This window comes from Corallococcus silvisoli, assembly GCF_009909145.1.
Taxonomy (GTDB): Bacteria; Myxococcota; Myxococcia; order Myxococcales; family Myxococcaceae; genus Corallococcus; species Corallococcus silvisoli.
This window is the reverse complement of the sequence record NZ_JAAAPJ010000014.1, coordinates 109,076-135,498: the sequence shown is the minus strand read 5'-3', so window position 1 is coordinate 135,498 and position 26,423 is coordinate 109,076. Positions and strand designations below refer to the sequence as shown.

At 71.5% G+C, this 26,423-nt stretch carries 18 protein-coding genes, 1 pseudogene and 3 riboswitches; of the genes and pseudogenes, 10 read left to right on the top strand and 9 right to left on the bottom strand.

What is annotated here, in order from left to right; all coding sequences use genetic code 11:
- Positions 1-789 carry a hypothetical protein gene (locus tag GTY96_RS26610; protein ID WP_235685885.1) on the bottom strand — a complete coding sequence of 263 codons (789 nt, stop codon included), beginning with the start codon at positions 787-789 and terminating at the stop codon, positions 1-3.
- A 178-nt stretch (positions 790-967) separates the two neighbouring features.
- Between GTY96_RS26610 and GTY96_RS26605 the strand changes: the two genes are divergently transcribed.
- Positions 968-4,576, top strand: a complete 3,609-nt coding sequence (locus tag GTY96_RS26605; RefSeq protein ID WP_161666194.1) for a TIGR02266 family protein — start codon at positions 968-970, stop codon at positions 4,574-4,576.
- An 11-nt stretch (positions 4,577-4,587) separates the two neighbouring features.
- Positions 4,588-5,946, top strand: coding sequence for a flagellin lysine-N-methylase (fliB, locus tag GTY96_RS26600; RefSeq protein ID WP_143902647.1), 1,359 nt, complete (start codon positions 4,588-4,590; stop codon positions 5,944-5,946).
- A gap of 9 nt (positions 5,947-5,955) precedes the next feature.
- On the opposite strand, the pseudogene GTY96_RS26595 reads toward fliB, so the two are convergent.
- Positions 5,956-6,519: pseudogene (locus tag GTY96_RS26595) on the bottom strand (DsbA family oxidoreductase); the annotation flags it as partial.
- 182 nt (positions 6,520-6,701) lie between these two features.
- On the opposite strand from GTY96_RS26595, the gene GTY96_RS26590 reads away from it, so the two are divergent.
- Positions 6,702-8,732 (top strand): prolyl oligopeptidase family serine peptidase, encoded by a 2,031-nt coding sequence (locus tag GTY96_RS26590; protein ID WP_161666193.1) that lies wholly within the window; start codon positions 6,702-6,704, stop codon positions 8,730-8,732.
- Positions 8,733-8,769: 37 nt separating this feature from the next.
- On the opposite strand, the gene GTY96_RS26585 is transcribed toward GTY96_RS26590, so the two are convergent.
- The 7 genes from GTY96_RS26585 to GTY96_RS26555 form a co-directional block, all read right to left on the bottom strand.
- A complete protein-coding gene (locus GTY96_RS26585) occupies positions 8,770-9,048 on the bottom strand; it encodes a hypothetical protein (protein WP_143902641.1) in 279 nt (92 codons plus the stop codon).
- 81 nt (positions 9,049-9,129) lie between these two features.
- Positions 9,130-9,825: a DUF4142 domain-containing protein gene (locus GTY96_RS26580; protein WP_143902639.1), complete on the bottom strand. Its 696-nt coding sequence runs from the start codon at positions 9,823-9,825 to the stop codon at positions 9,130-9,132.
- A 230-nt stretch (positions 9,826-10,055) separates the two neighbouring features.
- Positions 10,056-11,816, bottom strand: coding sequence for a peptidase MA family metallohydrolase (locus GTY96_RS26575; RefSeq protein ID WP_161666192.1), 1,761 nt, complete (start codon positions 11,814-11,816; stop codon positions 10,056-10,058).
- Positions 11,813-14,956, bottom strand: coding sequence for a DUF4175 family protein (locus GTY96_RS26570; protein WP_143902635.1), 3,144 nt, complete (start codon positions 14,954-14,956; stop codon positions 11,813-11,815). Before GTY96_RS26570 ends, GTY96_RS26575 begins: the two co-directional genes overlap by 4 nt.
- 241 nt (positions 14,957-15,197) lie before the next feature.
- Positions 15,198-15,746 (bottom strand): MarR family winged helix-turn-helix transcriptional regulator, encoded by a 549-nt coding sequence (locus GTY96_RS26565; protein WP_143902633.1) that lies wholly within the window; start codon positions 15,744-15,746, stop codon positions 15,198-15,200.
- Between the two features lie 275 nt (positions 15,747-16,021).
- Entirely contained in the window at positions 16,022-16,336 is a 315-nt protein-coding gene (locus GTY96_RS26560) for a ComEA family DNA-binding protein (protein ID WP_201756425.1), read from the bottom strand.
- Positions 16,337-16,371: 35 nt separating this feature from the next.
- Positions 16,372-16,614: a hypothetical protein gene (locus GTY96_RS26555; RefSeq protein ID WP_161666267.1), complete on the bottom strand. Its 243-nt coding sequence runs from the start codon at positions 16,612-16,614 to the stop codon at positions 16,372-16,374.
- A gap of 266 nt (positions 16,615-16,880) precedes the next feature.
- A riboswitch (cobalamin riboswitch) is annotated at positions 16,881-17,119 on the top strand.
- Between the two features lie 60 nt (positions 17,120-17,179).
- Here GTY96_RS26555 and GTY96_RS26550 point away from each other — a divergent pair.
- From GTY96_RS26550 to GTY96_RS26520, 7 genes are all read left to right on the top strand, one after another.
- Positions 17,180-19,201 (top strand): TonB-dependent receptor plug domain-containing protein, encoded by a 2,022-nt coding sequence (locus GTY96_RS26550; RefSeq protein ID WP_201756402.1) that lies wholly within the window; start codon positions 17,180-17,182, stop codon positions 19,199-19,201.
- Entirely contained in the window at positions 19,182-20,780 is a 1,599-nt protein-coding gene (locus GTY96_RS26545) for an MXAN_6577-like cysteine-rich protein (protein WP_161666191.1), read from the top strand. Before GTY96_RS26550 ends, GTY96_RS26545 begins: the two co-directional genes overlap by 20 nt.
- 42 nt (positions 20,781-20,822) lie before the next feature.
- Positions 20,823-21,047: riboswitch (cobalamin riboswitch) on the top strand.
- A 157-nt stretch (positions 21,048-21,204) separates the two neighbouring features.
- Entirely contained in the window at positions 21,205-22,605 is a 1,401-nt protein-coding gene (locus GTY96_RS26540; RefSeq protein WP_161666190.1) for a hypothetical protein, read from the top strand.
- 23 nt (positions 22,606-22,628) lie between these two features.
- Entirely contained in the window at positions 22,629-23,303 is a 675-nt protein-coding gene (locus GTY96_RS26535; RefSeq protein ID WP_143902626.1) for a cell surface protein, read from the top strand.
- Positions 23,304-23,485: 182 nt separating this feature from the next.
- Positions 23,486-23,645, top strand: a riboswitch (cobalamin riboswitch).
- A gap of 172 nt (positions 23,646-23,817) precedes the next feature.
- The gene (locus tag GTY96_RS26530; RefSeq protein ID WP_161666189.1) at positions 23,818-25,116 is read left to right on the top strand and encodes a hypothetical protein; all 1,299 of its coding nucleotides are present in this window, start codon (positions 23,818-23,820) and stop codon (positions 25,114-25,116) included.
- Positions 25,116-25,877, top strand: coding sequence for a cell surface protein (locus GTY96_RS26525; RefSeq protein WP_161666188.1), 762 nt, complete (start codon positions 25,116-25,118; stop codon positions 25,875-25,877). The genes GTY96_RS26530 and GTY96_RS26525 overlap by 1 nt, the downstream gene beginning before the upstream one ends.
- A complete protein-coding gene (locus GTY96_RS26520) occupies positions 25,874-26,416 on the top strand; it encodes a QcrA and Rieske domain-containing protein (RefSeq protein ID WP_255442260.1) in 543 nt (180 codons plus the stop codon). Before GTY96_RS26525 ends, GTY96_RS26520 begins: the two co-directional genes overlap by 4 nt.
- The last annotated feature ends 7 nt before the right edge of the window (positions 26,417-26,423 follow it).

The following is a 26,423-nucleotide window of genomic DNA, read 5'->3' as shown; positions in this document are numbered from 1 at the left end:
TTACTGCACGTTGTGGAACGCCGTCACCGCCACGGTGAACATCAGGAAGTCCATCCGCCGTGACACCGACGGCCAGAACACCAGCGACGTCAGCCCCAGCGCCGCGCCCAGCATCAACAGCTTGGGCCCGTTCACCCCCAGGCCCTGGCGCCACCGCCACACCTGCCGCGCCGCGAGCACGCCCACCACCCCGAGCACGACCGCGAAGCACGCGTGCGCGGCCACGACCTCCCAGGTCGGGTCCGCCATCAGCCCCAGCCGTCGCCTTGCCCCCGGGTGCGTCAGCGCGAACGCCACGAACGGCGCGAGCAACCCCACGTACAGCGTCACGCTGTCCAGCCGCCGGTCCCACGCGTCCCGCTCCCCGGCCTTGCGCTGGTAGAGCACCATGATGCCGTAGTGCTGGCGCACCACGTGCCAGTACGCCCACAGCGCCGCCAGCGTCACGAACACCGCGAACGGCCAGCGCTGCCCCGCCAGCATCGACACCGCGAACACCGCCGGCCCCGCCGCGAACCAGCCCAGGCTGCCCCACAGGAGCCGCGCCCGGGCCTTGCGCTCGCGCGTGTCCAGGTACGTGCGCGACACCGTGGCGAACAGGTGCGGCCCGTCCAGCAACAGCACCCAGGCCCACCACAGCGGCGGCCCGCTCACCCCACCCAGCAGGTGCAGCCCCATCAACGCCAGGCTCGCGCCCAGGCCCCCTACCGTGGAGAGCAGGTCGTGCCGCCGGTCCACCAGCCACCGCGCATGGAGGGGAACCGGGGCGAGAGAGAGAACCGCTTCCATCGGGGACTCCCGTCCGGTGAACCCGGACTCCTTCTCCAGGAAAACGAAGTCCCAGGATAGCTGGGACATACAGGTAAGTCGCAGGCGCACCTGGAGGTATCGTTGGGATACCGGACGGCCGGACAAGGGCCCAGAACCCCCTTGAGGGAATGGCCCTGGCCCGCGACAGTGCCGGTCCATGGATCAAGGTCGGCGTACCTCGGACCGCAAGTCGGTCGGTCTGTTGGTGAAGCTCAAGCATGAGTCCGTGGGGAGCTTCACCGAGGAGTTCGCCACCAACCTCAGCCCGGGCGGCATGTTCATCCGGTCGCGCACGCCGCAGCCGGTGGGGACGCCCGTGCGCTTCGAGGTGCAGATCGCCAACGGCGTGCGCGTGCTCCAGGGCACCGCCACGGTGCGTTGGGTGCGCGAAGTGAACGACCCCGCGGGGCCTCCGGGGATGGGGTTGCAGTTCCAGGAGCTGGATACGCCGAGTCGCGCGCTGGTGGAGCTGATGCTCCAGCGCAAGCCGGGGGGCGGTGCCGCTCCGGTGGCCGCGCCGCTGCCGTCCATCGCTCCCGTGGTCGCGCCCATTGCCGCGCCCGTGCGTCCGGTCGCCGTGCCGCCCGTGGCCGCGCCCGTGCGTCCGGTCGCCGTGCCGCCCGTGGCCGCGCCCGCGCGTCCCGTGGCCGTGGCACCTCCCGCCGCCGCGCCTGTCCGCCCCGCCCCGCAGGCTCCGGGCGGTGTCGCGCTCGATTCGCTCTTCGACGACCTGGATGCGCCCGCGAGCCCCGAGCCCGCCGCGGATGAGCCGTTCTCGCTGGGGGGCCTGGACGAGCCGTTCTCGCTGGGGGGCGCGGACGATGACGGGGGCATTCCGCTGACGGATCCGTCCAGCGAGGTGGACATCCCGCTGGATGAGCTCATCGCGGGCACGCCGCCTCCCACGGTGCAGGGCGTGCTGACGGGCGACGACGAGCCGCTGCCTGGGTTGGACTTCGAGTTCGAGGTCCCGGTCTCGGACTCGCCCATCGCGATGGGCGAGTCGCTGGACGAGGTGCCCATCGAGATGGGCTTCTCGGTGGAGGATGGATCCGCGTCGGAGTCCGGTGACGGCGGCGGATTCGAGCTGGACATGTCGGACGCCTTCGAGCCCGCGCCGCCGCGAGTCGCGCCAGTGCCTCCGGTGTCCGTGCCGCGAGCGGCCCCACCGCCGCCCGCCGTGATGGCGGTGGTGCCTCCCGTCGCTCCTGCCCAGACCTCCGGTGGCAGCACCGAGTTCGAGCTGGACCTGTCGGTGGATGACGACGGGCCGCTGGAGCTGGCGCGCGAGCCCGCGTCGTCGCCGGGTCGTCACCGTCCGCTGGGCCGCGAGCCCGCATCGTCGCCGGGTCGTCCCGCGCCGGGGTTGGGGCGCGAGCCTGGATCCGCGTCTGGCCGTGCCGCGCCGGGACTGGGCCGCGAGCCTGGATCCGCGTCTGGCCGTGCTGCTGCACCAGGGTTGGGCCGCGAGCCTGGATCCGCGTCTGGCCGTGCCGCGCCGGGACTGGGGCGCGAGCCCGGCTCCGCTTCAGGTCGTGCCGCTGCACCGGGGCTGGGCCGTGAGCCTGGATCCGCTTCAGGCCGTGCCGCGCCGGGACTGGGCCGTGAGCCGGGTTCCGCCGCCGGGCGCCCCGGCGCGCGTGCCCCTGCTCCTGGCGAACTGCCGCTGGAGCCCGGCTCCTTCGCCAACCGCCCCGCCGCGCCGGGACTGGGCCGCGAGCCGGGCTCGGCCTCCGGGCGCCCCGGCGCGCCAGACCTTTCACAGGAGCCCGCGTCCTCCTGGGGCCGCGCCGTCCCGCAGCAGCCGCCGCCCCCCGCGCCGCGCGCGTCCGGCGGCAGCGCCGAGTTCGACCTGGACCTGTCCTTCGACGACGACGGGCCGCTGGAGCTGATGCGCGAGCCCACGTCCTCGCCGGGACGTCCCAGCGCGAGGCCCGCCGCTCCACCGCCGCAGGCGCGTCCGGAGGTGCTTCCTCCGTCCGTGCGCCAGGCCCCCGCCGCCCCCGCCGCGCCGAGCGCCCCCGCGATGCTGGCCCCCGCCGCCGCGCCCCAGGTGGCCACGCCCGCGCTGGACGCCAATGGCCAGCCGCGCCCCATCTACCTCACGCCGCCGCAGGCGTTGTCCGGCACGGGGCCCGTGATTGGCATCGACCTGGGCACCACCAACTCCTGCGTGGCGCTCCTCACGAACGGCCGGCCCGTCGTGCTGCGCTCGCGCGAGGGTTACAACACCATCCCGTCCGTCATCTCGCTGAACGCGCAGAACAAGCTGCTCGTCAGCCACCGCGCGAAGAACCAGCTCGTCCTCCGGCCCACGCACACCATCTACGGCGCGAAGCGTCTGGTGGGCCGGCCCTATGACAGCGCCGTGGTGAAGCAGGTGCGCGAGCGCTTCCACTACGAAATCACCCCCGACGCCGCCGGTCGCGCCGCCGTGCGCCTGGGCCCTGACGTGCTGTCGCTGGAAGAGGTGCAGGGCATCATCCTGCGCGAGTGCAAGGAGATGGCCGAAACCCACCTCAACCAGAAGGTGGAGCGCGCCGTGGTGACGGTGCCGGCCTACTACTCCGAGCCCCAGCGTGAAGCCGTCCGCAAGGCGGGCCACATGGCCGGCCTCAAGGTGGAGCGCATCCTCAACGAGCCCACGTCGGCGGCGCTCGCGTATGGCCTCAACCGCGAGCTGAACAAGAAGGTGCTCGTCTACGACCTGGGCGGCGGCACCTTCGACGCGACCATCCTGCGCATCGAGAAGAACGTCTTCGAGGTGCTGGGCACCGGCGGCGACATCTTCCTGGGCGGTATCGACTTCGACAACCTCATCGTCGACTTCCTCCTGGAGCGCTTCCAGGAGAAGGAGGGCATCGCGTTCAACGGGGACGGCATCGCGCTGTCGCGCGTGGGTGACGCCGCCGAGCGCGCGAAGATGGGGCTGTCCGAGCGCAGCACCTTCGAGGTCCACATCCCCATGCTGATGATGGACGACGCGGGCCGCCCCCGGGACCTGCGCGTGACGCTGTCGCGCCAGGACCTGGAGAAGATCTGCGATCCGCTGCTCAACCGCACCATCGACGTGGTGCGGGACGTGCTCCTGGACTCCAAGCTGCGCGCGTCCGACGTGGACGACATCATCCTCGTGGGCGGTATGAGCCGCATGCCGCTGGTGCGCGACAAGCTCAAGGGCCTCTTCGGAAAGAACGCGCAAGCGAGCGTCAACGCGGACGAGGCCGTGGCGCTGGGCGCGGCGCTGTACTCCGGCTCGGTGGACAAGGTGAGCAGCGTGGTGCTCATCGACGTGCTGCCCATGACCATCGGCGTGGCCATGCCCGGTGGCGGCTTCAAGCGCGTCATCGAGCGCAACAGCCCGTTGCCCACGCAGCGCTCGTTCGCCATCAGCACCTCGCAGGACAACGAAGAGCGGATGGAGCTGTCCATCTTCCAGGGCGAGGACAACCACATCTCCGCCAACGAATACCTGGGCACCGTGCGAATGGAAGGACTGCCGCGCGGTCCCAAGGGCTCCGTGCGCGTCGCCGTCACGCTCAAGCTCGACTCCGAATGCGTGCTGCACGTGGAGGCGCGTGAGTACTCGTCGCGCAAGGAGGTGAAGGCGACGCTCGCCACGCGCTACTCGCCGGAGGAGCTCCAGAAGCAGCTCCAGGTGAGCAAGGAGGCGGTCAGCGCCGCCGAGGAGCGCCGGGGCGCCGACCTCAAGGAGCGCGCGGGCCGCTTCTGGGGCTTCGTGAAGAAGGCGCTGGGTCGCAAGTAGACTCCGGGCCCATGACCGCTTCGGCCCCCCGTTACATGGCGCGCTTCCGTTGCATCGCGGAGGCGTGCGAGGACACCTGCTGCGCGGGGCTGACGGTGCCCATCAGCGAGTCGCGCTGGAGCCTGCTGCGCCAGAAGGTGGCGGGCGGTCCGGACGAGGCGCGGGTCTCGGCGTTGATCACCCCCAATCCGGACGGCGCCACGGGCCAGCAGGCGGGCATCCTGGGCAAGCGCGCGGATGGGCACTGCGCCTTCCTGGATGAAGCGAAGCTGTGTTCGCTCCAGCGGAAGCATGGCGAAGCCGTGCTGCCGGACGGCTGCTCCGTCTTCCCGCGCGTGCTGACGCGCTGGGGCGCGCAGGTGGAGATGGCGGGGTCGCTCGCGTGTCCGGAGACGGCCCGCCTGTGCCTGCTGGCGGAGGACGCGCTGGTGCGCGAGCCCGTGCCCGAGGCGCAGGCCCTGCGCCCGCAGGTCGCGCGGCAGGTCGCCTCCGGTGACGACGCCTGGACGGCCCACGCGGACGCGGTGCGCGAAGCGATGCTGCGGCTGCTCACGCGCGGTGAGGTGCCTTTCGCCACGCGCCTGTACGCGCTGGGCTCCATGGCGCTGGACCTGGGGGACTTCTATTTCCCGGAGACGCCAGCGTTCACGGGGGATGGCGCCGCGCATCCAGGCGAGGCGTCACCCGCGAGCGCGCGCGAAGCGGAGCCCGGAGAGGCAGCCTCCGCGAGCGACGTGCGGACGGCCCCACGCGAGGAGTCCGCCGAGGCGCGGCTCGCGCGCATCCTGAGCGAGTACGAGTCCACGGACACGTTCACGTCCCTGCATGCGCGACTCGACGCCCTGGAGCTGCCCGGAGGTCCCTGGGCCGGCATCTGCGGCGCCGTGCTCCGCTCGCGCGAGGCCGCCGTCGGCAGCCCCCGGTTCCTCTCGCTCGTGCGCGACGTGCGCGCATCGTACGGTGGCGCGGACGCCTCACCGGACGATGCGTGGCGCCTCCACGCGGCCCGCCGCGCGGCGCTGGAGTCCCTGCACGGCGAGCGCTTGCACCGCTACTTCCTGCACCACGCGCTCAACCACGTCCTGCGCCACCCGTTCACCGAAGCCCCGAGCCTCCTGAACGCCGTGTTCCTGCTCGTCCTGCGCGCCTCCGTGGTGCGCTGGGTCCTGCTGGGACACCCTGCCGTGGTGGCGCTGCTGGATGCTCCGGAGACGCCGGCCGCGGCCCTGGACGCCGCCGCGGTCGAGTCCTTCCAACTCGTCGCCAAGCACGTCGAACAGGCGCCCCCGTTCCTCGACTTCGCGAAGGGGCTGGCCGGCGAAGGTCCGGAGACCTTCGCGCGGCTGCTCATCCTGGTGAAGGGCCTGTAGCGCCGCCCGTCAGCCCTGGCCCTTCGGCTTCGCGCCCAGCTGCTGCATGGCCCGCTGGAACGACGGGTACTCGTGCGCGCCCTGGATGGCCACCTTCTCCCCCAGGATGAACGTGGGCACCGCGCGGATGCCCATCTCCTGGGCCTCGCGCACGGACTGCTCCACCACCTGTCGGTAGCGGCCGTCCTCCACGGCGCGCTGCAAGGCGTCCGGATCCAGCCCGGCCTCCTCACCCGCGCCCCGGAGCGTGTCCCACTGCCAGAGGTCCTGACCCTCGCTCCAGTACCGGCGCAGGATGGCGGCCTGGAAGGGCTCCAGCCGGCCTTGTGAGCGCGCGTACTCCGCCGCCTCGTGCGCACGGCGCGTCGACGGGATGATGTCCCGTTGCACCATCTTCAGCCCGGCCTTCGCGGCCCGCAGCTTCAGCGGGTTGTTCGGGTCCTTCATTCCCTGGCGCACGTACTCGGGCAGCGGCAGCCCTTCCGGAGGGGTCTCCGGGCGCAGGAAGTAGGGATGCCACTCCACCTGGACGTCGTATTCCTTCTTCAGCTTCTCGACCTCACCGAGGCCGACGTAACACCAGGGTCAAACGAAGTCGGACCAGATGTGGATGACGATGGGTGCGCTCATGGCTTGAATCTCTAGCACCGCGCGTCAGGGCCTTCCACCCCTTCCAGCGTGGCCCGCACCCAGCGGTGGACAGAGCCTCCCGCCAGAGGCACGGTCCCGGTTCCATCTCCCAGGAGGAATCTTCCGTGCCCCTGTCGCTCCTCGCGGCCCTGGCCCTCGGCGCCGCTCCGGCGCCCGCGCCCCGGCCGTTCACCCAGCAGGACCTGGTCACGCTGCGCCGGCTCAGCAGCCCGCGCGTGTCACCCGACGGCCGCCAGGTCGCCTATGTCCTGCGCTCCACCGACCTGGAGATGAACCGCGGTCGCACCGACCTGTGGCTCGTCAACCTGGACGGCACGAACGGCCGGCAGCTCACCGCCCATCCGGACAACGACAGCGACCCGGTGTGGGCCCCGGACGGCAAGAGCCTCTTCTTCCTGTCCTCGCGCGGCGGTTCGTCCCAGGTGTGGCGCCTGCCCGTGGATGGCGGTGAGCCGCTGCCCGTCACGCAGCTGCCGCTGGACGTGAACAGCTTCGCGCTGTCGCGCGACGGCCAGCAGCTCGCGGTGGCGCTGGACGTGTTCCCCGACTGCGCGAACCTCTCCTGCAACACCCTGCGCTTCGCGGAGGCGCAGAAGAAGAAGACCACCGGCCGCGTCTACGACCAGCTCTTCTTCCGCCACTGGGACACCTGGCGGGACGGCACGCGCTCACACCTGTTCGTGGTCCCCGTGGCCGGGGGCACGCCCGTGGACGTGATGAAGGGCATGGACGCGGACGCGCCCAGCAAGCCCTTCGGCGGCGCGGAGGAGTTCACCTTCACGCCGGACGGCAAGGGCATCGTCTTCGCCGCGCGCGACGTGGGCCGCGCCGAGGCGTGGTCCACCGACCTGGACCTCTTCCTCGCGCCCATCGACGGCAAGGCGAAGCCGCGCAAGCTCACGGAGAAGAACCGCGCCACCGACACCAGCCCGGTGTTCAGCCCGGACGGCAAGACGCTCGCGTACGCGGCCATGTCGCGCCCCGGCTACGAGTCCGACCGCTACCGCATCATCCTGCGCACGTGGCCGGGCGGCCAGGAGCGCGTGCTCGCCGAGAGCTGGGACCACTCCGCCAGCTCGCTCGCGTGGAGCCGCGACGGCGCCACGCTCTACACCACCGCCAATGACGTGGGGCAGAACCCCGTGTTCGCGCTGGACGTGGCCTCTGGCGACGTGCGCCGCCTCACGCAGGGCGGCAACGCGGACGGCGCCCAGCCCGCGGCGGACGGACAGGTCGTCTACGCGCTGGATGACCTGGACTCGCCGTCGGACCTGTACGCGGTGAAGGCGGACGGCACCGGCGCCCGGCAGCTCACGCAGGTGAACAAGGACGCGCTCGCGGGCCTCAAGTTCGGCGCCTTCGAACAGTTCGAGTTCAAGGGCTGGAACGACGAGACCGTGCGCGGCTACGTCGTGAAGCCGGTGGACTTCGACCCGAAGCGCCAGTACCCGCTGGCCTTCCTCATCCACGGCGGCCCGCAGGGCAGCTTCGGCAACCACTTCCATTACCGGTGGAACCCGCAGGTGTACGCGGGCCGCGGCTACGTGGCGGTGATGATCGACTTCCACGGCTCCACCGGCTATGGCCAGGCGTTCACCGACTCCATCGGCGGAGACTGGGGCGGCAAGCCGCTGGAGGACCTGCAGAAGGGTCTGGCCGCCGCGCTCCAGAAGTACCCCTTCATCCACAAGGAGAAGCGGTGCGCGCTGGGCGGCAGCTACGGCGGGTACATGATCAACTGGATCGCCGGCAACTGGCCGGACGGCTTCCAGTGCCTCGTGAACCACGACGGCAACCTGGATGAGCGCATGGCCTACTTCGACACCGAGGAGCTGTGGTTCCCGGAGTACGACCACAAGGGCCTGCCGTGGGAGAACCCGCAGGGCTACGCGAAGCACAACCCGGTGGACCACGTGGCGAAGTGGAAGACGCCCATGCTCGTCATCCACGGCGGCAAGGACTACCGCGTGGTGGACACGCAGGGCATGTCCACCTTCACCGTGCTCCAGCGCAAGGGCATCCCGTCCCGCTTCGTCTACTTCCCGGACGAGAACCACTGGGTGCTCAAGCCGCAGAACAGCATCCAGTGGCACGACGAGGTGCTGGGCTGGCTGGACCGCTGGACGGGCAGGTAGCCCGCCCGCGCGGCGTCCCCTGGGGGACTGACGGACCTCAGGGGATGCCGAAGCAGTCGTCGATGCAGTTGGAGAGGACCTCCGCGCAGGTGCGGTCGGAGATGCACTGCGAGCACTCCGCGGTGCGCGCGCGGCGCTTGTCCTTCTCGCTCTCCTTCTCGTCCTCCCAGGCGCCGATCTTCTCCGCGCACTTGCCGGTATCCAGGTCGGAGTCGAAGCACTCCTTGCGGCGGTCGCAGATGGAGTCGGCGTCGTTGGAGCAGCCGGTGAGCAGCAGGACGGAGACGCAGGAGGCCAGGGCAATCAGTCGGGACATGGCCCGGCACTTAGCACGCACCCGGTGCCCCCCGCGAAGGCGCTTCGCGAGAGGCACCCCGCGCGCTTCACCAAGGCTGCACTACTTCGTCTTCGTCGAACCGCTCGGCGAGGTGCCGTGGTTCATGCCGCCGTGGTCCATGCCACCGCCCTGGCCGGCGCCACCCACACCCAACGCGTCATTCAGTTTGCCCAGCGTCTGGTAGGCCATGTCGCGGTGCTTGGGCAGCTCCTGGCTGAGGTTGGTGAGCATCGTGGCCAGCTCGCCCGTGGCGCCCATGCCGTGCTGCGCGGCCAGCACCATGCCGATGGCCTCGTCATGGGCCGCGACCTGGCCGGCGACATAGTTGGAGTCGAACGGCGGGCCCTTCAGCCCCTGGAGCTTCTCCATGTCCGCCTTGTCCGCGGCCATGGACTTGCGCTCCGTGTCGTTGGTGGCCTTGGGCGTGTCCGCCAGCTTCAGGCTCTGCGACTTCGCATAGTCCGTGACCTTCTTGTCGGCGGCCGTATGCGCGTCCACCATCATCTTCGCGTAGCTCTGCACGTCCGGATTCTGTGAGTTCTGGAGCGCAAGCTGCGCCTGCTTGATCTCCGACTGGTTGATGTAATGCAGGCGCTCCAGGAAGGCCTTCGGGTCCGTGGGGGCCGTGAAGCCCTTGAACTCGGCCATGCCCTGGGTGCCGGACTTCGTGCTGGGGGACGCGGAGCTCTGGGCCAGCGAGATGCCGCCGGCGAAGAGGACCGCGGCCAGGGTGACTCCGTGCAGGGTGCGCTTCATGGGGTGCTGCTCCTTTCAGGGCCTCGGGAGCGAGGCCGGACGAGGTCGGAGGACCCGGCACGACCGGGGCCGCGCGACGCACGTTGGAGCAGGACAGGACAGTGCACCCAGGGGCTGGGCTGGCGGACGTGCGGCAATGCACGTTCCTCCCGTCTCCGGGTAGGGCAGTGGACATCCTCCCTGCCCCCGGGGCCGGGGACGGCGTTCAGTGCGGCACGGTGGGTGGGCGGCTACTTCGCGGGCTTCGGCGCGGGCGCGGGCTTCGGCGCGTCGGGCGTGACGGCGGGGACGTTCTTCGTCTCCGACAGCTCATCCTCCGCGCGCAGGAAGGCCTGGGCGGCGCGGTCCACGTCGTCGGGCTTGAGGCCGGTGAGGTTGGCGGCGGCCACCCGCGTGCGCGTGGCGAGCGCCGTCTCCCCCAGCGCGCCGTGGATGCGCGTGAGGGCCACGTGGATCTCCGGGTCGAACGGGTCGGAGGCCAGCGCCTCCAGGTAGGCCGTCTTCGCCTTCGGGTAGTCCTTGCGGAACAGCAGGATGCGGCCCAGGTGCACGTTGGTGGAGGGCGAGCCCGGGTGCATGCGCAGCGAGCCGCGCAGCACGGCCTCCGCCTCCTCCAGCCGGCGCAGCTCCAGCAGCGCGAGCGCGAACTTGTTGGAGACGGATTCGTACTTGTCGCCCACCAGCTTGTGCGCCCGCGAGTACTCCTCCGCGGCGGCCTTCACGCGGCTGCGCTCGCGCAGGAGCTCCCCCAGATGCGCGAACTTGCGAGCGGGCACCTCCGTGACCTCGGAGAAGCCGCCGAAGGAGATTTCCCGCCCCTTCTTCTCGCTGTCCTTCCGAGCCCCCTTGGCGTCCTCCTTGAGCACCACGCGGTCGTCGCGCGGCACCAGCTCCTGGGGGAAGGGCTGCTTCTTCACGTAGGTGAGCCAGGTCTTCTCGAAGAGGGGGAAGGGCATGCCCGTCGCCGCCTCCACCGCCTTCTTGTCCGGCTGGCCCGCCTTCAGCTCCTGGAGCACCGTGCGCAGGCCCGCGGTGCCCTTGGTGCCGTGGATGTAGTCGATGGCGTAGAACACCTCCGCGAACGCGGTGGCCGCGTCCTCCGCCGTGGGCAGCATGGCGATGGAGGGGTGCATCTTCTCGAAGGGGATGAGCTTGTCCTCCTTCACGCGCTTGCCCAGCAGCGCCTGCGTGGAGGGCGTCATCGCCAGGCCGCCCCGGCCGCGCCAGCGCGACTCCAGGAACTTGGCCAGGCCCTCGTGCAGCCAGATGGGCACGGTGTTGTGGGACATCTGGCTGACCACCAGGTGCACGTACTCGTGCGCCAGCGTGTCCTGCCAGTCGTAGCCCTGCGCCACGGCCTTGGGGCTCGTCACCATCAGCTTGTTGAACTTGCAGATGGCGATGGTGCCCGTGGTGCGGATCTGCTTCTCCGTCAGGGTGCTGACGCGGGACAGCTCGCGCGCGTTGTTCACCACCTCCACGCGCACCTTGCCCGGCGGCGTCCAGCCCAGGTCCTCCGCGAGCGCGCGGTGGATGGACTCCAGCGTCTCCAGCGCGTAGGGCACCAGCACCTCTTCCTTGCCCTTCGGGTAGATGAAGATGAAGTGCTCGCTCTCCGCGCGCTGGTGGTCCTTGACGATGGCGCGCGTGTCCTTCGCGAGCCGCAGGTAGCTGCCTGGCTTGTCCTCGATGTTCGCCCCTTCCAGCAGCGTCACCGCGTCGTCGTACTGGCCCTCCTCGAAGGCCACGCGACCCTGGAAGTACTTGAGGGGCTCCAGCTCCGAGGGCACGCGCTTCTCCACCTCCGCCAGCTCGCGCCGCGCGGTGCCCACGTCCCAGTCGTCCAGCGACTGCTCCACCTTGCCCAGCCGCGTCTTCACCTCTTCCTTGAGGGCCGGGTCGGGCGGCTGCGCGAGGGCGGCGGGGACGGCGAGGAGGAGGGCGCAGAGGGCGCCCAGGCTCCGGATTCCCGCGTGCGTGCGGTGGCTCACTTCACCAGCTCCTCGTAGTAGCGCTTCACCTGCTCGCGGTACTTCTCCGGCGCGCCCTGCTTCATCGCGTCCAGCAGGTCCTTGCGGAACTCGCGCGGCGCCTGGAAGGCGTCCTCGTCCGGCAGCTCCACCTTGTCCTGTGGGTTGCGGCCGTTGCCCTCCTGGCGGCGGCCGGAGCCCATGGGCATGGGCAGCCCGCGGCCTCCCTTGCGGCCCTGCTGGCTCTGCTGCATCTGCTGCTGGAAGCGCTTGAGGCCCTCCATCGCGGCCTGCTGCTCACCGTAGCCTCGGCCCGGGTCGCGCCCCTGCATGCGCTGGGACGCCTCTCCCATGCGCTGGCCAATCTCATCCATCTGCTGGCCGGCCTCCTCGCCGAACAGCGGCGCCGTCTGCTCCATGTCCTCCATCTGCTGGCGCAGGCCCTGCGCGCGCTGCTCCAGCTGCTGCTGGCGCTGGCCCAGCTGCTGGAGCTGCTGCTTCTCCTGCTGCGACAGCTGCGAGCCCGGGGGAGGGAAGAGGCCCTGCAGCTGCTGGCTCACGTCCGACACGTCGCGCGCGTCCTTCTTGAGGCGCTCCGCGAGCTGCGCGGACTGCTGGCGCACCTCCGGGGGGTTGCCGAACATCTCATCCAACTGGCGCTGCTGTTCGCCCATGCCGGAGAGCTGGCGGGCCGCGTCCTCGGCGCGGGCGGCGGACTCCGCGGCCAGGTCGAAGTCATCCACCTTGAGCGCGTTCTCCACGTTGCGCAGCTCGGACTGGGCTTCTTCCAGCGGGCGGGCCGCGCGGCTGTTGAGCCGGGAGGGGTCCAGCTTCTGGTAGCTCTCCTGCACCTGCTTCACCTTGCGGGCGAGCTCGTCCTTGAGGGCCTGGCCCTTCTCCTTGAGCCGCTCGCGGTTCTGGCCGCGGGCCTGGTCGCGCAGGGCGCGCGTCTGGTCCGCGACCTTCTGCTGTTCGTCCATGGTGCCCTGGAGGTCATCCATGAACTTGCCGAACTTCTCCGCCAGCTCCGGGTACTGCTCCGCGCCGAAGTCCTCCTGGGACTTGTCCATGGAGTCGAGCATCTCGTCCATCTGCATGCCCAGCTCCTGGAGCTTCGCCAGGGCCTCGTCCGCCTTGCCTTCCTGCATCAGGCGCTCCACTTCATCCATGGCGCCCTGCATGTCCTCCTGCTGCATCATCTCCGACAGCGCCTCGGCGTTGAGGTGCTCGTCGCGGATGCCCTTGCGCAGCTCGGCCATGCGCTGCATCAGCTCCTGGATGCGCGACTTGAGCTGCTGGATCTGCTGCATCACCTGCTCACGCGCGGACTCGTCCGGGTTGGCCTTGTACTGTTCGATGAGGCGCGACAGGTCGCGGCGCTCGTTGGCCAGCTGCTTCGTCAGGTCCTGGAGGGCCTCCAGCTTCTGCCGGTCCAGCAGCGACTCCAGGTAGAGGATGTCGCGCTCCACGCCCTCGATTTCGTCCTCCACCACGGCGCCGAGCCGGGTGCCGGTGCCCCAGTCCTCGCCGCGCGCGCGCTGGGTGCGCAGGAACAGGCGGCGGAAGTCGGAGGTGGTGCTCACGCTGCGCTTCAACTCTCCGCCGATGTTGATGAGCGCGGAGACGATCTCCTTGGGGACGTCCTTCTCGCGCGACAGCTCCTGGCCCTGGGCGCGGAAGTCGTCCGCGAGCGCCTGACCGCTGGTGTCCACGGTGCGCGCCGCCTCCACCGCCTGCGCGTCCTTCTGCTTCGCGCGGTCGGGGCCCTCCAGACGGTCCGCCAGGTGGTCCACGAGCCGGCCCCAGAGGGCCTCGGCCTTCTCCAGGGCGGCGCGGCGGTGCTCGGCGGCGCTGTAGACGCGCAGGGTCTGCGTGCGGCTGACGCCCTTCTTGGGGCCCTCCACCGCGTCGTTGTCCTTCGCCTCCACGTAGTAGGTGATGCGGTCGCCGGGGGCGGGCTTGAGCGGGCCCAGGTCCCAGGCGTACGTGCCCCGGCTGCGGCGGCTGTCCTCGCGCGGCAGGTTCACGCGCGTCTCCTGCTTCGCGCCGGGCATGCGGAACACCAGCGCGAGGCCGGACAGGCCGTAGTCGTCGGTGGCCTCGTACTTGAGCGTCACCGTCTGACCGGGGTCGACCTCGATTTCAGTGGAGGGCGTGAGCAGCGTCACCTGGGGCGACTTGTCCGCCTCCACGGTGAGCGGGATGTCCGGGCCCACCGCGAGGGGCTTCGCGCGCGCGCCATAGAAGACGAAGTGGTAGTGGCCGCCCTGCTTCGCGATGAAGCTGCCGGTCAGCTCCCGGCCTCCCGCGACGGTGAGGGGCAGCACCTGATCGTTGACGACGACCTCCGCGCGCTGGATGGCGCGGTCCGAGCGCGTCTTCAGCGCGACCTCGGTGCCGGCGGGCGCGCTCACCTCTCCGTTGGTGCCCGGCACGGTGCGCGGCGCGAGGCCGGTGTACGCGGGGTAGCGGTACGTCAGCTCGATGTCGCCGGTGATGGGCTCCACCTGCGCGGCGGTCTCCGGGCGCGCGGCCTGCTCCCGCAGGTGCTTCCAGCCCGCGGCCCAGCGGCCGCCCACGAAGAACATCAGCACCGCGAGCGCCAGCACCGCGCCGGCGCAGGCCATGGCCACGCGGCGCAGCGGCTGGGTGTCCACCACGAGGCCGGGGTCCACCGTGCCGGCCCGCGCGTCCATCTGCGCGAGGAACGCGTCCGCGAGCTGGGGGGACCAGCCCGCCTCCTCGCGGCGCTCGTGTGACAGCTCCACCGCCGCGAGCACGTCCAGCGACAGCTCCGGGCGGCGCTGGCCCACGAGCCGGGCGGTGAGCAGGTCGTCGCCCACCTGACGGCGCGCGAGCACGACGCCGAAGAAGCCCGCCACCGCCGCGCCCACCGGAACGGCGAGCCACAGCAGCACCTCCGCGAGGCCCGGCGCGACGCGGCCCAGGAGGCCCGTGGCGAAGAGGAGCCCGAGCGCCGCGACGGCGCCCAGGAGGATGCCCTGGGCCCAGAGCTGGCGGCGCTGACGGGCGCGCACCTGGGCGAGCAGGTCCGCCACGCCGCCCGAGCGCGCTTCGCGCCGGGCCTGGGGCGGTGGGGCCGGAGGAGGCGGCGGGGGCGGCAGCTCGGGGCCTGGGCTCTGCGGTGTCTCGAGGTTCACGCTGTCTCGTCCGCTCGTCGGTCGCGGGCCAACCCCGGGCAGGGCGGGCTATTTCCCAATAGTGACGCACTCCCGCCGTCTTCGCGCGGGCATCTGGGGGAAGGACGTCGGATGGGGCGGCCCTGTGTCCGCCGCAGGAAGGGGTGCGGACGGCAGGGTTCGGGGGACAACGCGGAAGGAGGACCCCGGACCTCCCCCGCCCGGTGGGAACGACCGGAGGGCAGGGGAGCGGGATGGACGCTCAGCCTTCGGCGGTGGGCTTGGACGGCGTCTCCGCGGGGGTGTCCTCGTGGGGCGCGGAGAGCCCGCCCAGCTCCTCGGCGAGCGCGGTGAGCACCTCCTGGGTGAAGACGATGCGGTCGCGGGGCATGCGAGCGAGCACGCGCTGCACGGCGGACTCGACGGTGCCCTCGGACGGGATGTCCAGCGAGCGGCCGGCGTCGGTGAGCGCGAAGAGCGCCTTGCGGCCGTCCAGCGGATCCGACTTGCGCTCCAGCAGGCCGCGCTTCTCCAGGCGCTTGAGCACGCCGGTGAGCGTGCTGGGGTGCACATGCAGGATGTTCGCGAGCGTGCCGGCGGTGATACCCGGGAAGCGTCCGACCAGACGGATGACCAGGCGCTGAGGGCCGGTGAGCCCCAGCGTGGACTCCATCCGCTTCGACGTGGATTGCAGGCCGTGGTCCACGGCCCAGAGCAGGCGCATGAACTCCAGCACTTCACCCAGTTGCGGTCCCCGGGACTTGCTGCCGTCCGGGCCTGCCATCGACTCCGGGGCTTGAGTGTCCTTCATGGGCGCATCCTCCCTCACCTACGGCCTCCCTGTCTTTCTACGGTGGTCCAACCTGTTTGGTGTGTCCTAGCGCGTCGGCCCGGCCGTTCCAGCAAAATCAGGATGGGATGAACGGCGCAGGACGGGGCTGCCCGCCTGGAGCCGGGACTGGCGTCATGACGCATCGGGGCGTCCAGGGGAGAGGCTTCAGAGGGAACGAGGGCCGCCACCCCGGGCATGCCGGAGCCCGGAGGCAGCGGCCCTCACGAGCCTGACTCAACCGATGGTTGTGTTTGTCATGGGTTCGTGACGTTTCCCTCCCTTCCCGGCGGCTGGGGGGCGGGGACCTTCTCCTGCTTGAGCGTCGTGGGGCCGCTGAGCGCCAGGTGCGCGCGCAGCTTGAGGAACTTCTTCTTGCCGAAGCCCTTGACCCGGACCAGCTCCTCGACGCGACCGAAGGGCCGCTTCTTGCGGTGCTCGAGGATGCGCTGCGCCGCCTTCTCACCCACGCCCGGCAGCAGGTCCAGCTCCGCCGCCGAGGCTTCGTTCAGGTTCACCACCCCCACGTATTGCGTGCGGGAGCTGGCGGCGTCCGAGCGCCCCGACCCCATCAGCACGCAGCCCAACACCCACGCCCAGGCCCACTTCACGAGTGGCCCCCCACGCCCGCCTCCAGCGCCGGCTCGCCCGCGAAGCGCCCGCCCGCCGCCGTGTCGCGCTTCTCCGCCGCCTCGCGTACGTGCAGCTTCCCGTCCAGCGGCAGCACGTCCAGCAGCACGTTGAGCGAACCGTCCTTGTTGACGAACGCGCTGCCAGCGCGCACCCAGATGCTCCCGCCCTTGCCCTCGCGGATGGAGAACACCGCCAACCGCTTCCCCGCCATCAGCATCGACACGCTTCCCCCTTCAGACTCCCGCGCCACCACGGCCCGGGCACCTCGCTGGCTCGACCGCCTGAGGTCGCGTCCGGGCATGAGCAGTCCGCATGCCAGCGGCGCCTTGCTCGGGGACGTGGCCCTCGCACCGTGCGGCGGTGCACGAGGCGTCCACGCGGAGGGATGGGCGCGGATGCTCCAGCGTGGGTCTTGTCAGGTGAGAGACGTGGCGGGTCGGGACGCGCACGGGCCGCGCCTTGACGGGCTACAGGTGACCTCCTAGAAGGGCCGGGCCCTTGGGTGCCCATGCCGGGCTTTCAAGAGGGAAGCCGGTGCGAGTCCGGCGCGGTCCCGCCACTGTGAACGGGTCGCCCTGAGGTCCAGGGCTGGAAGCCTCGGCTGTCACCACTTCCGCGTCAGGACGCGGAGGGAAGGTGGAGGGTTCCTTCCAGAAGGGCGCGGTGTGCGCCCACGTCTGGAGTCCGTGAGCCAGGAGACCTGCCCGGGGGTGCGGCCGTGTCCTCAAGGAGGACCCGCCGTGAGGCCTTCTCTCTTCGAGGAAGAGAGCGGAAGGCGGAGCATGTGGCGCTCGCTTCTCGCCCGGGCCGCGTGGGTCCTGGGGCTCGGCTTCCAGGGACCCGCTCAGGCCGGGCAGGAGCCCGCTGCGTCCGAAGCCACGCCCCCCGGGTCCGCTGCTTCCGAGGCGGAGGCGCCCCTCCCCGAGTTCATCCTCCCCACGGTGGACGTCATCGGGAGGGTGGTGCCCGACGCGCCTCCCGACTCCGTGCGACGGCGCGACCCCACGGGGGCCATCACCGTCATCGACGCCCGTGAGCGCGCGGGCGAGGCGCGCGACACCGCCGAGCTGCTGGGGGGCTCGGCGAGCCTCGTCGTGCAGGACGCCGGGGGCTACGGCCAGGGCAAGAGCCTGGTCGTGCGCGGCGCGTCGTCCAATGGCGTGCTGGTGTTCCTGGATGGGATTCCGCTCAACGGCGCGGGGGGCGTCGCGGACCTGTCGCTCATCCCCGTCGCGCTGTTGGAGCGGATGGAGATCCTCCGCGGCGCGGCCGGGGCCCGCTATGGCGCGGGGGGCCTGGGCGGCGCGGTCAACCTCGTCACGCGCGCGCCCGCGTCACGGCTGCTGTCCAGCGGCGAGGTCACCTACGGCAGCTTCGACACCGTGATGGGACATGTCGCCGCGTCAGGCGCGTTGCTCGACGGGCAGGCGCTGGTGCTGCTGCACGGGGGCCGCTCGCAGGGGGACTTCAGCTACCGCGTCGACGAGTTGCCCGCGCTGGATGACAACCCGCTCACGCAGGAGGTGCGCACGCGCAACGATGCCCGCGGCGGCGGCGCGCTGCTGAAGTACCAGCGGAGCCTGGACAGCGGCGGACGCGTGGACGCGCTGGCGGAGCTGTCGCTGGAGGACCGCGCGATCGCCGGCACGGTGCAGAACCCGACCGAGTCCCGCCGCCAGGACCAGACGCGCCTGTCGCTGGGCGCGCGTTGGAGCCGCCCCTTCGGAGACACAGAGGAGGGCAGCGCTCGCGGCTTCTTCCGGCGCGACTGGCTGGATGTCACCGGCGGCGCGATGGGGCTCGATGCCGGCGCGCAGCACTACACCGTGGGCGGCGCGGAGGTGGAGGGTCGCGCGGTGGTGGGGCGCAACGCGCTCGCCGTGACGCTCGCCGCCTCGTCGGAGGCCGTCACGCAGGCGACGGGTGCCCAGGCGGCGTCGTGGTGGCGCGCGAGCGTCATGGCCATGGACGAGCTGTCCCTGTTCTCTGAACGCATGAAGCTGGTTCCGTCGCTGCGCGTGGAGCGCGTGGGGCACTACTCGCTGCTGTCTCCCAAGCTGGGCGCGAGCGTGGACCTGGGCCACGGCTTCGGCGTGCGCGCCAACGCGGGCCAGTCCCACCGCGCGCCCTCGTTCCTGGAGCTCTACATCCGCCAGGGACTGCTGTTGCCCAACCCGGAGCTGAAGCCCGAGCGCGCCCTGTCCGTCGACGCCGCGGGCCTGTGGCACGACGGCACCTGGAGCGTCACCGCGGGAGGCTTCGCGGCGGTCTACGAAAACCTCATCGCCTATGAGCTGTATCCGCCGATGCTCGCGAAGCCCTACAACTTCGCCGCCGCGCGCGTGTGGGGCGCGGAGGTGGAAGCGGAGGCCCGGCCGCGCACGTGGCTGGTCGCCACCACGAGCTACGCGTGGACCCGCACACAGAACCGCTACGGCGACCCGCGCTATTTCGGCAAGGAGCTGCCGTATCGCCCGCGCCACAAGTGGGTGGGCCGGCTGCGCGTGGGCCCGGACTGGCTCAACGGCCGCACGGAGGTGCTGGTCCAGTCCGCGCAGTTGATCAACCGCGTGGGGGAGGCCCGGCTGTCGCTGCCTGCACGCACCTGGGTGAGCGTGGGCGCCTCCAGCACCTTCCTGCGCCGCCCGGACCTCACGGTGTCGTTCGACGTGAAGAACCTGCTCGATGCCCGGACCGCGGATTACACCGGCATGCCGCTGCCGGGCCGGGCCGCCTACGTGACGTTCGCCGTGGCGCTCGAACCCTCTGCCCCCAAGGACTCCCATGTCGCGTCCCCTCCTTGATGCGCGGCTCGCGCTCGTGTTGCTGGCCCTGGTCCTCACCGGCTGTCCGGAGGAGAAGGTGCTGTGCACGTCCGGCCTGAGCGTCTGTGGCGCCGAGTGCGCGGACCTCCAGGGCGACTCCGCGAACTGCGGCGCGTGTGGCGTCACCTGCGGGACAGGGGAGGTGTGTCAGGCGGGCGTGTGTGGATGCCAGTCGGGCACGGAGACGTGCGGCGCCGCGTGTGTGGCACTCGCGAGTGATCCGCTGAACTGCGGCGCGTGTGGCGCCGCGTGCCCCTCCGGACAGGTCTGTGAGTCCGGCACGTGCCGCGAGGGGTGCTCTCCCGGGACCGAGCGTTGCGGCGACGGTTGCGTCGCGCTCGCGAGCGACCCGCTGAACTGCGGCGCGTGCGGCGCGGCGTGTCCGGACGTGCAGTCCTGTCATGCGGGCCGGTGCATGTATGACGTGGTGACGGCCTGCTACACCAACGGGCAGTTGGTCGGCATCCAGGCGGGGACGGACCGGATGGGGCCCCGGCGGCAGTTCGGCTCCGGCGTGCAGTCGCTCGCGGCGTGGGACGGGGTGGTGCTGGCGGCGGACGCGGCGCGCTCGGTGTTGTCCCAGGCGCTGGCGGGCTCGCTGGGGACGGTGGTGGAGGAGGATTCGCTGGGCGCGGTGGCGGCGTCACCCAATGACATCCTCGTGGACCCTCCGTATGTGTATGTCCTCGACTCCGTCAACAACACGCTCCAGGTGCTCAAGCGGGAAGGACCGTCGCAGGGCGGAGGCCTGGGGCTGCGCACGGTGGGGCAGGTGAACCTGGGCGCGAACACCAGCCCGCAGGTCATCGCGAAGCGCGGCGACACGTTCTACATCCCACTCTTCGGCACGGCCGGCTCCGACTTCCGGCAGGGCAACGCCGTGGCGCGCGTCAGCGTGAGCGACCCGGAGCATCCCCGGCTCGTGGACACCGTTCCGCTCACGGGGCTGGACCTGAAGTCGTTCGATGGCGGGACGACGATGGCGCTCCCCTATGCCGCCGTGTCGGTGGACGCGGGCGTCTACGTGGCGCTCACCAACCTGAACCCCGTGAATGACTATCTGCCCAACGGCCCCGGGATGCTCGCGCGCATCGACCCCGCGGACGGCGGGGTGCATGCCATTGACCTGGGCGCGAAGGACTGTCTCAACGCGGGCGACGTGCAGGCGGTGGGCGACCAACTGGTGGTGAGCTGCCTGGGAGAGGCGGTGTTCGATACCGCGAGCGGCTACCGCGCGAAGTCCGTGCGCGCCACGGGCCTGGTGCTGGTGAAGGACGACCGGCCCGTGGCCTCGTACGCGCTGTCGCCGGGCTGCACCGGAGGGCCGGAGACGGGTTGCAACCTCGCGGTGGGCGGCCGGCTCGCGGTGGTGGGCAATGCCGTGTACGTCACGGACGTGAACGCGGGCCGCGTGTTCGTGGTGGAGGTGCGCGACGGCCAGTTCGTCGAGCGGCGCGGCAACTCCACGCCCGAGGCGAAGGGCGCGGCGCTGGATGCGTGTCCGGTGGACCCGCGGCGCTCGGTGTCCAATGCCATCGACATCGTCGCGGTGCCGTGAAGCGTTGCAGGCGCTCGTATTGACAAGCCTTGCCTTCCGCCATACTTCAGCGACCGTCGTCGGTACTCCTCCTCATGCAGAGGCGGAGTTTAAAGGGAACCCGGTGTGAAGCCGGGACTGCCCCGCAGCGGTGAGCAGGAACGAACGCCGTCCTCGCAAGCACTGGCCCCCGAGTGGGCTGGGAAGCGACGGCCAGTAGGTGGGTGACCCGATGAGGGCTCTCCCGCGCCTGCGAGTCCGAAGACCTGCCACGACCCATGCCCCCGGGCATGGCCAGACCGGAGCCTCCGAGGGGAGGTGACGGAGGTCTTCCGCTCGCGCGGCGTGTCGTGTCCTGACGTGTCCTTCGTTCGCGGTCCGCTCTCCGTCCCTCGCCCCTTGGAATCACCTCGCCCGTGGGGGCGATGCAAGGGAGCAGTCGCGGATGAAGACAGAGCGGATGATTTCAGGGCGGGGCCTCGTGCTGGTGCTGACGACCTTCGCCATGGCGCTGACCGGCACGGGCTGCGGAGACGAGTGCATCGATGAGTTCGACTGCCGCGACAAGGGCACCCCTCCCGAGGGACAGCGCTACGCCTGCGTCGAGAACCGCTGCGAGCTGAAGTCCAACCCCGTGCCCGACGCGGGGACGGAGACCGACGCTGGCACCACCGACGCGGGCACCACTGACGCTGGCACCATCGACGCGGGCACCGACGCTGGCACCATCGACGCGGGCACGGACGCTGGCACCATCGACGCGGGCACGGACGCCGGCACCATCGACGCGGGCACGGATGCCGGCACCACCGACGCGGGCACGGACGCTGGCTCCGACCCGTGCGCGAGCGCGGCCTACGACCCGAAGCTGGGCACGCTCCAGCTCCAGGCGGGCTTCGTGGCCGGTGAGGCCGCGCCGCTGCCTGCCTCCGCGGGCCCGGTGGGCGTCACGCCCGGACCCACGTACTCGCTCTACACGGTGGTGTCGGTCGGCTATGTCGGCCCGCATGCGCTGTACTCGCTGGGCACGTGGCCGCAGGTGACGCTGGGCGCGACGCCGCTCTTCGACGTGGCCGCGCCCGCCGACCGGGGCCCTTCCACGTCGCTCTTCCTCAGCTCCTTCGTGGAGTCGGACGGCCAGCGCATCCTCACGGGGTACACGAAGTCCGGCGCGGGCTTCCCGGGCTCCGTGGGGGTCTATGACACCGTGACGCCTGCCTCCTCCGTCTACTTCTCCGCGCCCAGCAACTTCTCCGCGGGTGTCGTGCCGGGCGCGTTCCTCATCAACGGCGGCGGCCTGGACACGGTGTCGGCCGGCCTGGGCATCTACGCGCTGAAGACGGATACCTCGCCGTTCACCGCCCTGAAGGTCGGAACGCTCCCGCCCGACACGGATGGCAGCGGCTTCACCGCCGTGTCCACCAACGGCGTCGCGATGCTCGGCTACTACTCCGGCACCACCTACCTCAACGAGGGCCGCGCGGTGGCCCCCGCGGCGATTGCCCAGGCGCTCTCCTCGGGCACCCCGTTCGCCGTGGCGGACGCGCCCGCGCTCGCCGTGGGCTCCAACTTCGTCGCCGCCGCGGGTCAGGGCGAGGGCGTGGCGGTGCTTCGCGGCGACTACGTTCCGCCCAACTACAACTTCGCCGGGACGGACATCTCGCGCTTCGCCTTCACCGTGACCAACGCCGGCGCGACCGTCACCGTCGGTGCCCGTCAGCCGGTCCTCGTCTACGCGGACCAGTGCACGAGCGTGACCGGCATCACCTCCATTGGCGCGGACCTGCTCGTGGCCGTGGATGACAAGAACGGCGCGCGGCTGGTCCGCATCCAGCAGGCCCCGTGATGACCCTCATCCGGAGAACACCCATGAAGACCCTTCTCTCGAAGCGGTTCGCGATGGGGCTCGCCGCGCTCCTGTCCGTGGCGTGCGGTGGTGAGGACTCGCCGGACCGCTTCCAGGACCAGGCGCTGGTCGGGGATCCGTTCGCGGACCGCATCGTGTCCTTCACGCCCGGCGCCGGCGCGGGCTTCGGTCAGAGCCAGCTGCCGGGCATCGTGCTCGGGCCTCCGCAGGGCGCTGGCGCGGGTTCGGGCTCGCTGGACGTGCTGTCGCTCGGACGCAACGGCGTCATCATCCTGGAGTTCACCGACATCGCGGTGACGGATGGGCCGGGCGTGGACCTGCTCGTGTTCGAGAACGCGTTCCTCAAGCCCAGCGGCAAGCCGTTCGCGGAGACGGGCGTCGTGGCCGTCAGCGACGACGGCGTCACCTGGCACGAGTTCCCGTGCGCGTCCTCCGACGTGGCGAACGACTTCCCGGGCTGCGCGGGCGTGAAGCCCGTGTACTCGAGCCCCGGCAATGGCATCTCGCCCACCGACCCGGCCGTGGCGGGGGGAGATGGCTTCGACCTGGCGGACGTCGGCCTCACCCGCGCGCGCTTCGTGCGCATCCGCGACTCCGGCGCCAATGGCTACGCGGGCATCAGCGGCGGCTTCGACCTGGACGCCGTCGCCGTGGTGAACGGCGTGCAGCTGCCGTAGTCCGCGACGCGCGGCGGGACCCGGGACCGTTCTCCACCGGACGGTCCCGGGCGCCGCGTGCCCATCCCGTGGATTCGGGGTGGGGGAGGCTTCCCGGGTGGGAGCGCCGGGATGACACGCCCGCCTCCCTCCTGGTGCCGCGGTGGAGCCCTCGCCGCATTGACATTGACCCGGGGGCGCCATAGTCCCGCCCCGTCATCGATGCCATCGCGCCATGGGGCGTGAGGGCGTCCAGGGAACCCGGTGTGAGTCCGGGACTGCCCCGCAGCGGTGAGCAGGGACGGTGTTCGCAAGCACCCCGTCCTCGTGAGTCCGAAGACCTGGCGACGACCCGGTGTCCTCCTCCCATTCGGGGAGGGCCCGGACACAGACCGGAACCTCCGCGGGGAGCTGACGGCGAAGACAGGACTCCAGGTCGCGCCGCGCGACAGGAGCTCCAGCGCCTTCGTGCCCGTCCCGCCTCCCGCCAGGAAGCCCCGCCGCCTCCACGCGGCGGGCAAGGAACGAGGACACGATGCGGACCGACACGAAGCGGGTGGGCGCGAAGGGCCAGCGCGCGGCGCTGATGGGCGCCCTGCTGGCGGTGGTGCTGGGCGGGACAGGCTGCGGCGACAACGAGTGCGAGGACGCCGCCGAGTGCCGCGACCAGGCCCCGATTTCGGAAGGCCGGTCCTGGATGTGCGTGGAGAACAAGTGCGTCCCGGTGGACATCGTTCCCGACGCGGGCACGGATGCCGGCACCGACGCGGGTCCTGGCTCGGACGCGGGGACGGACGCCGGGACGGATGCGGGCACGGACGGCGGCACCGACGCGTGCGACGCCGTGCCGCGCGAGGCGAAGCTGGGCACGCTCCAGCTCCAGGCGGGCTTCACCGTGCTGGAGGCCGCGTCCCTGTCCCCGAACGTGGTCGCGGTGGTGGCCACGCCCGGCCCCACGTATTCGCTCTTCGCGCTGCGCACGACGGCCACGGGCCGCGACTTCTTCGCGCTGGGCACCTGGCCGGAGGTGAAGCTGGGGGAGGCCGCGCTCGAGACCGTGCTCGCTCCCGCGGATCGCGCCGACGCCGCGAACACCTTCCCGTCCTACTTCCTGGCCTATGACGGCACGCGGCTGCTCGCGGGCTACACGAAGCCGGCCGCGGGCTTCCCGGGCAGCGTCGCGGTGGTGGAGCCGTCCTCGCGGGACGCCGCCCTCTACCTGAGCGCGCCGGGCAACTACTCCGCCGCGGGCATGGCCGACGCGTTCTTCATCAACGGAGGGGGGCTGGACACGGTGTCGTCCGGCCTGGGCGTCTACGCGCTGGTGACCTCCGCGAAGCCCTACGCCGCCGTGAAGGTGGCGGACTTCCCCGCGCAGGTGGGCGCCAGCGGCTTCACCGCTGTCTCCGCGAACAACATCGCGGTGTTCGGCTACTCGGCGGCGGACACGTACGTGAACGTGGCCCACGCCGTGTCGTACGCGAAGCTGGGCGAGGCGCTGGCCTCGCGCACGCCGGTGGTGCTCGTGAACGAGCCGCGCCTGGAGGTGGGCAGCGACTTCAACGCCGCCACGGGCTTCGGCAATGGCGTGGCGGTGGTGCGCGGCGGCTACGGCGCCACGGCGGGCTTCGGCGTCACCGACGTGTCCCGCTTCTCGCTCACGCCGGGCCTGGGCGGCGGCCAGCCCCTCAGCGTGGGAGCGCGTGAGGCGGTGCTCACCGTCGTGGACAGGTGCACGTCCGTGGACCTGCTGTCGTCGCTGGGCTCGGACCTGCTCGTGGGCGTGACGGACATCCACGGCCGCCGCCTCGTGCGCATCCGGCAGGGCCCGTGATGCGGCGCCTGCTGCTCGCGCTCGGCGCGCTGCTGGCCCTGGGCGCGTGCACCGGCGACCCCGACATGCCGCCGCCCGCGGAGGACAGCGTGGACGCCGGGACGGACGCCGGAGCGGCTTCCGATGCCGGCACCGAAGCGGATGCCGGCACGGACGCCGGTGTCGACGCGGGCACGCGGCCCGTGGATCCGTTCGCGGACCGGGTGACGGCGTACCACTTCGGAGACTTCGCCGGCTTCGGGCAGGACCGCTTCCCGGCGGTCGTCTTGGGGCCTCCGGTGGGGGCGGGGCAGTTCGCGGGCTCGCTCGACGTGCTGTCGCTGGGGCGGGGCGGCTCCATCACCCTGGAGTTCACCGACCTGGTCGCGGTGGACGGCCCGGGCGTGGACCTGCTCGTGTTCGAGAACGCGTTCCAGAAGATTGGCGGCGACATCTTCGCGGAGACGGCCACCGTGTCCGTCAGCGACGACGGCATCACGTGGTTCGACTTCCCCTGCGACCCCACCGACAAGGACGGGGGCTACCCGGGCTGCGCCGGCACGCATCCGGTGCTCTCGAGCCCCGACAACGGCGTCTCCCCCATCGACCCGGCCGTGGCGGGCGGGGACGGCTATGACCTGGCGGACGTGGGCCTTGCCCGCGCGCGCTTCGTCCGCCTCACCGACACGGGGCTCAACAGCTACGGCGGCACCTCCGGCGGCTTCGACCTGGATGCGCTCGCCGTGGTGAATGGCCAGCTGGCCGACGGCGGCACCCCGTGAGCAAACCCCCGCTCCATTCGCCTCGGGAGCACGTGGAGGCGGGTGGGGTGGACCGCCGTCAGGCGCTCTGCACGCTCCTGCGCGGCACCTGTGCCCTGGCCGCGCTGGGGTGCGGTGGCGACTGGCGCGAGGCCGTGGTGCTGCCCGGTCCGGACGCCGTGCCCGACGCGGGCCCGGCCGGGTGCGGTGACACGGGCCTGCCGGGACCGCCGGAGGAGGGCTGGGTGGAGGTCCCCCTCGCGGACCATCCCGCCCTGCGCGAGCCCGGGGGAAGTGACCGCGTCCGCGTCCCCTCCGCCCTCCTGGACGTGGTGGTCGTGCACGCGGCGGACGGCTGCTACCGGGCGGTGTGGCGCACGTGCACCCACGGCGACTGCGCGGTGGCCTGGGACGGGACCCTGGGGCTGGTGGAGTGCCCCTGCCACGGGTCGCGCTTCGGCCTGGAGGGGCAGGTCCTCCGGGGGCCCGCGACCCGGCCCCTCGCCGCCTATCGCACCCTGCGCGTGGGTGATTCGCTCTTCATCCTTCGCCCCAGGTGAAGTCCAT

Coding starts and splice junctions, on each gene's coding strand:
- GTY96_RS26610 (WP_235685885.1), bottom strand. CDS start 789: ATGGAAGCGGTTCTCTCTCTCGCCCCGGTTCCCCTCCATGCGCGGTGG.
- GTY96_RS26605 (WP_161666194.1), top strand. CDS start 968: ATGGATCAAGGTCGGCGTACCTCGGACCGCAAGTCGGTCGGTCTGTTG.
- fliB (WP_143902647.1), top strand. CDS start 4,588: ATGACCGCTTCGGCCCCCCGTTACATGGCGCGCTTCCGTTGCATCGCG.
- GTY96_RS26585 (WP_143902641.1), bottom strand. CDS start 9,048: ATGTCCCGACTGATTGCCCTGGCCTCCTGCGTCTCCGTCCTGCTGCTC.
- GTY96_RS26580 (WP_143902639.1), bottom strand. CDS start 9,825: ATGAAGCGCACCCTGCACGGAGTCACCCTGGCCGCGGTCCTCTTCGCC.
- GTY96_RS26565 (WP_143902633.1), bottom strand. CDS start 15,746: ATGAAGGACACTCAAGCCCCGGAGTCGATGGCAGGCCCGGACGGCAGC.
- GTY96_RS26560 (WP_201756425.1), bottom strand. CDS start 16,336: ATGGGGTCGGGGCGCTCGGACGCCGCCAGCTCCCGCACGCAATACGTG.
- GTY96_RS26555 (WP_161666267.1), bottom strand. CDS start 16,614: ATGCTGATGGCGGGGAAGCGGTTGGCGGTGTTCTCCATCCGCGAGGGC.
- GTY96_RS26550 (WP_201756402.1), top strand. CDS start 17,180: ATGTGGCGCTCGCTTCTCGCCCGGGCCGCGTGGGTCCTGGGGCTCGGC.
- GTY96_RS26545 (WP_161666191.1), top strand. CDS start 19,182: ATGTCGCGTCCCCTCCTTGATGCGCGGCTCGCGCTCGTGTTGCTGGCC.
- GTY96_RS26540 (WP_161666190.1), top strand. CDS start 21,205: ATGAAGACAGAGCGGATGATTTCAGGGCGGGGCCTCGTGCTGGTGCTG.
- GTY96_RS26535 (WP_143902626.1), top strand. CDS start 22,629: ATGAAGACCCTTCTCTCGAAGCGGTTCGCGATGGGGCTCGCCGCGCTC.
- GTY96_RS26530 (WP_161666189.1), top strand. CDS start 23,818: ATGCGGACCGACACGAAGCGGGTGGGCGCGAAGGGCCAGCGCGCGGCG.
- GTY96_RS26525 (WP_161666188.1), top strand. CDS start 25,116: ATGCGGCGCCTGCTGCTCGCGCTCGGCGCGCTGCTGGCCCTGGGCGCG.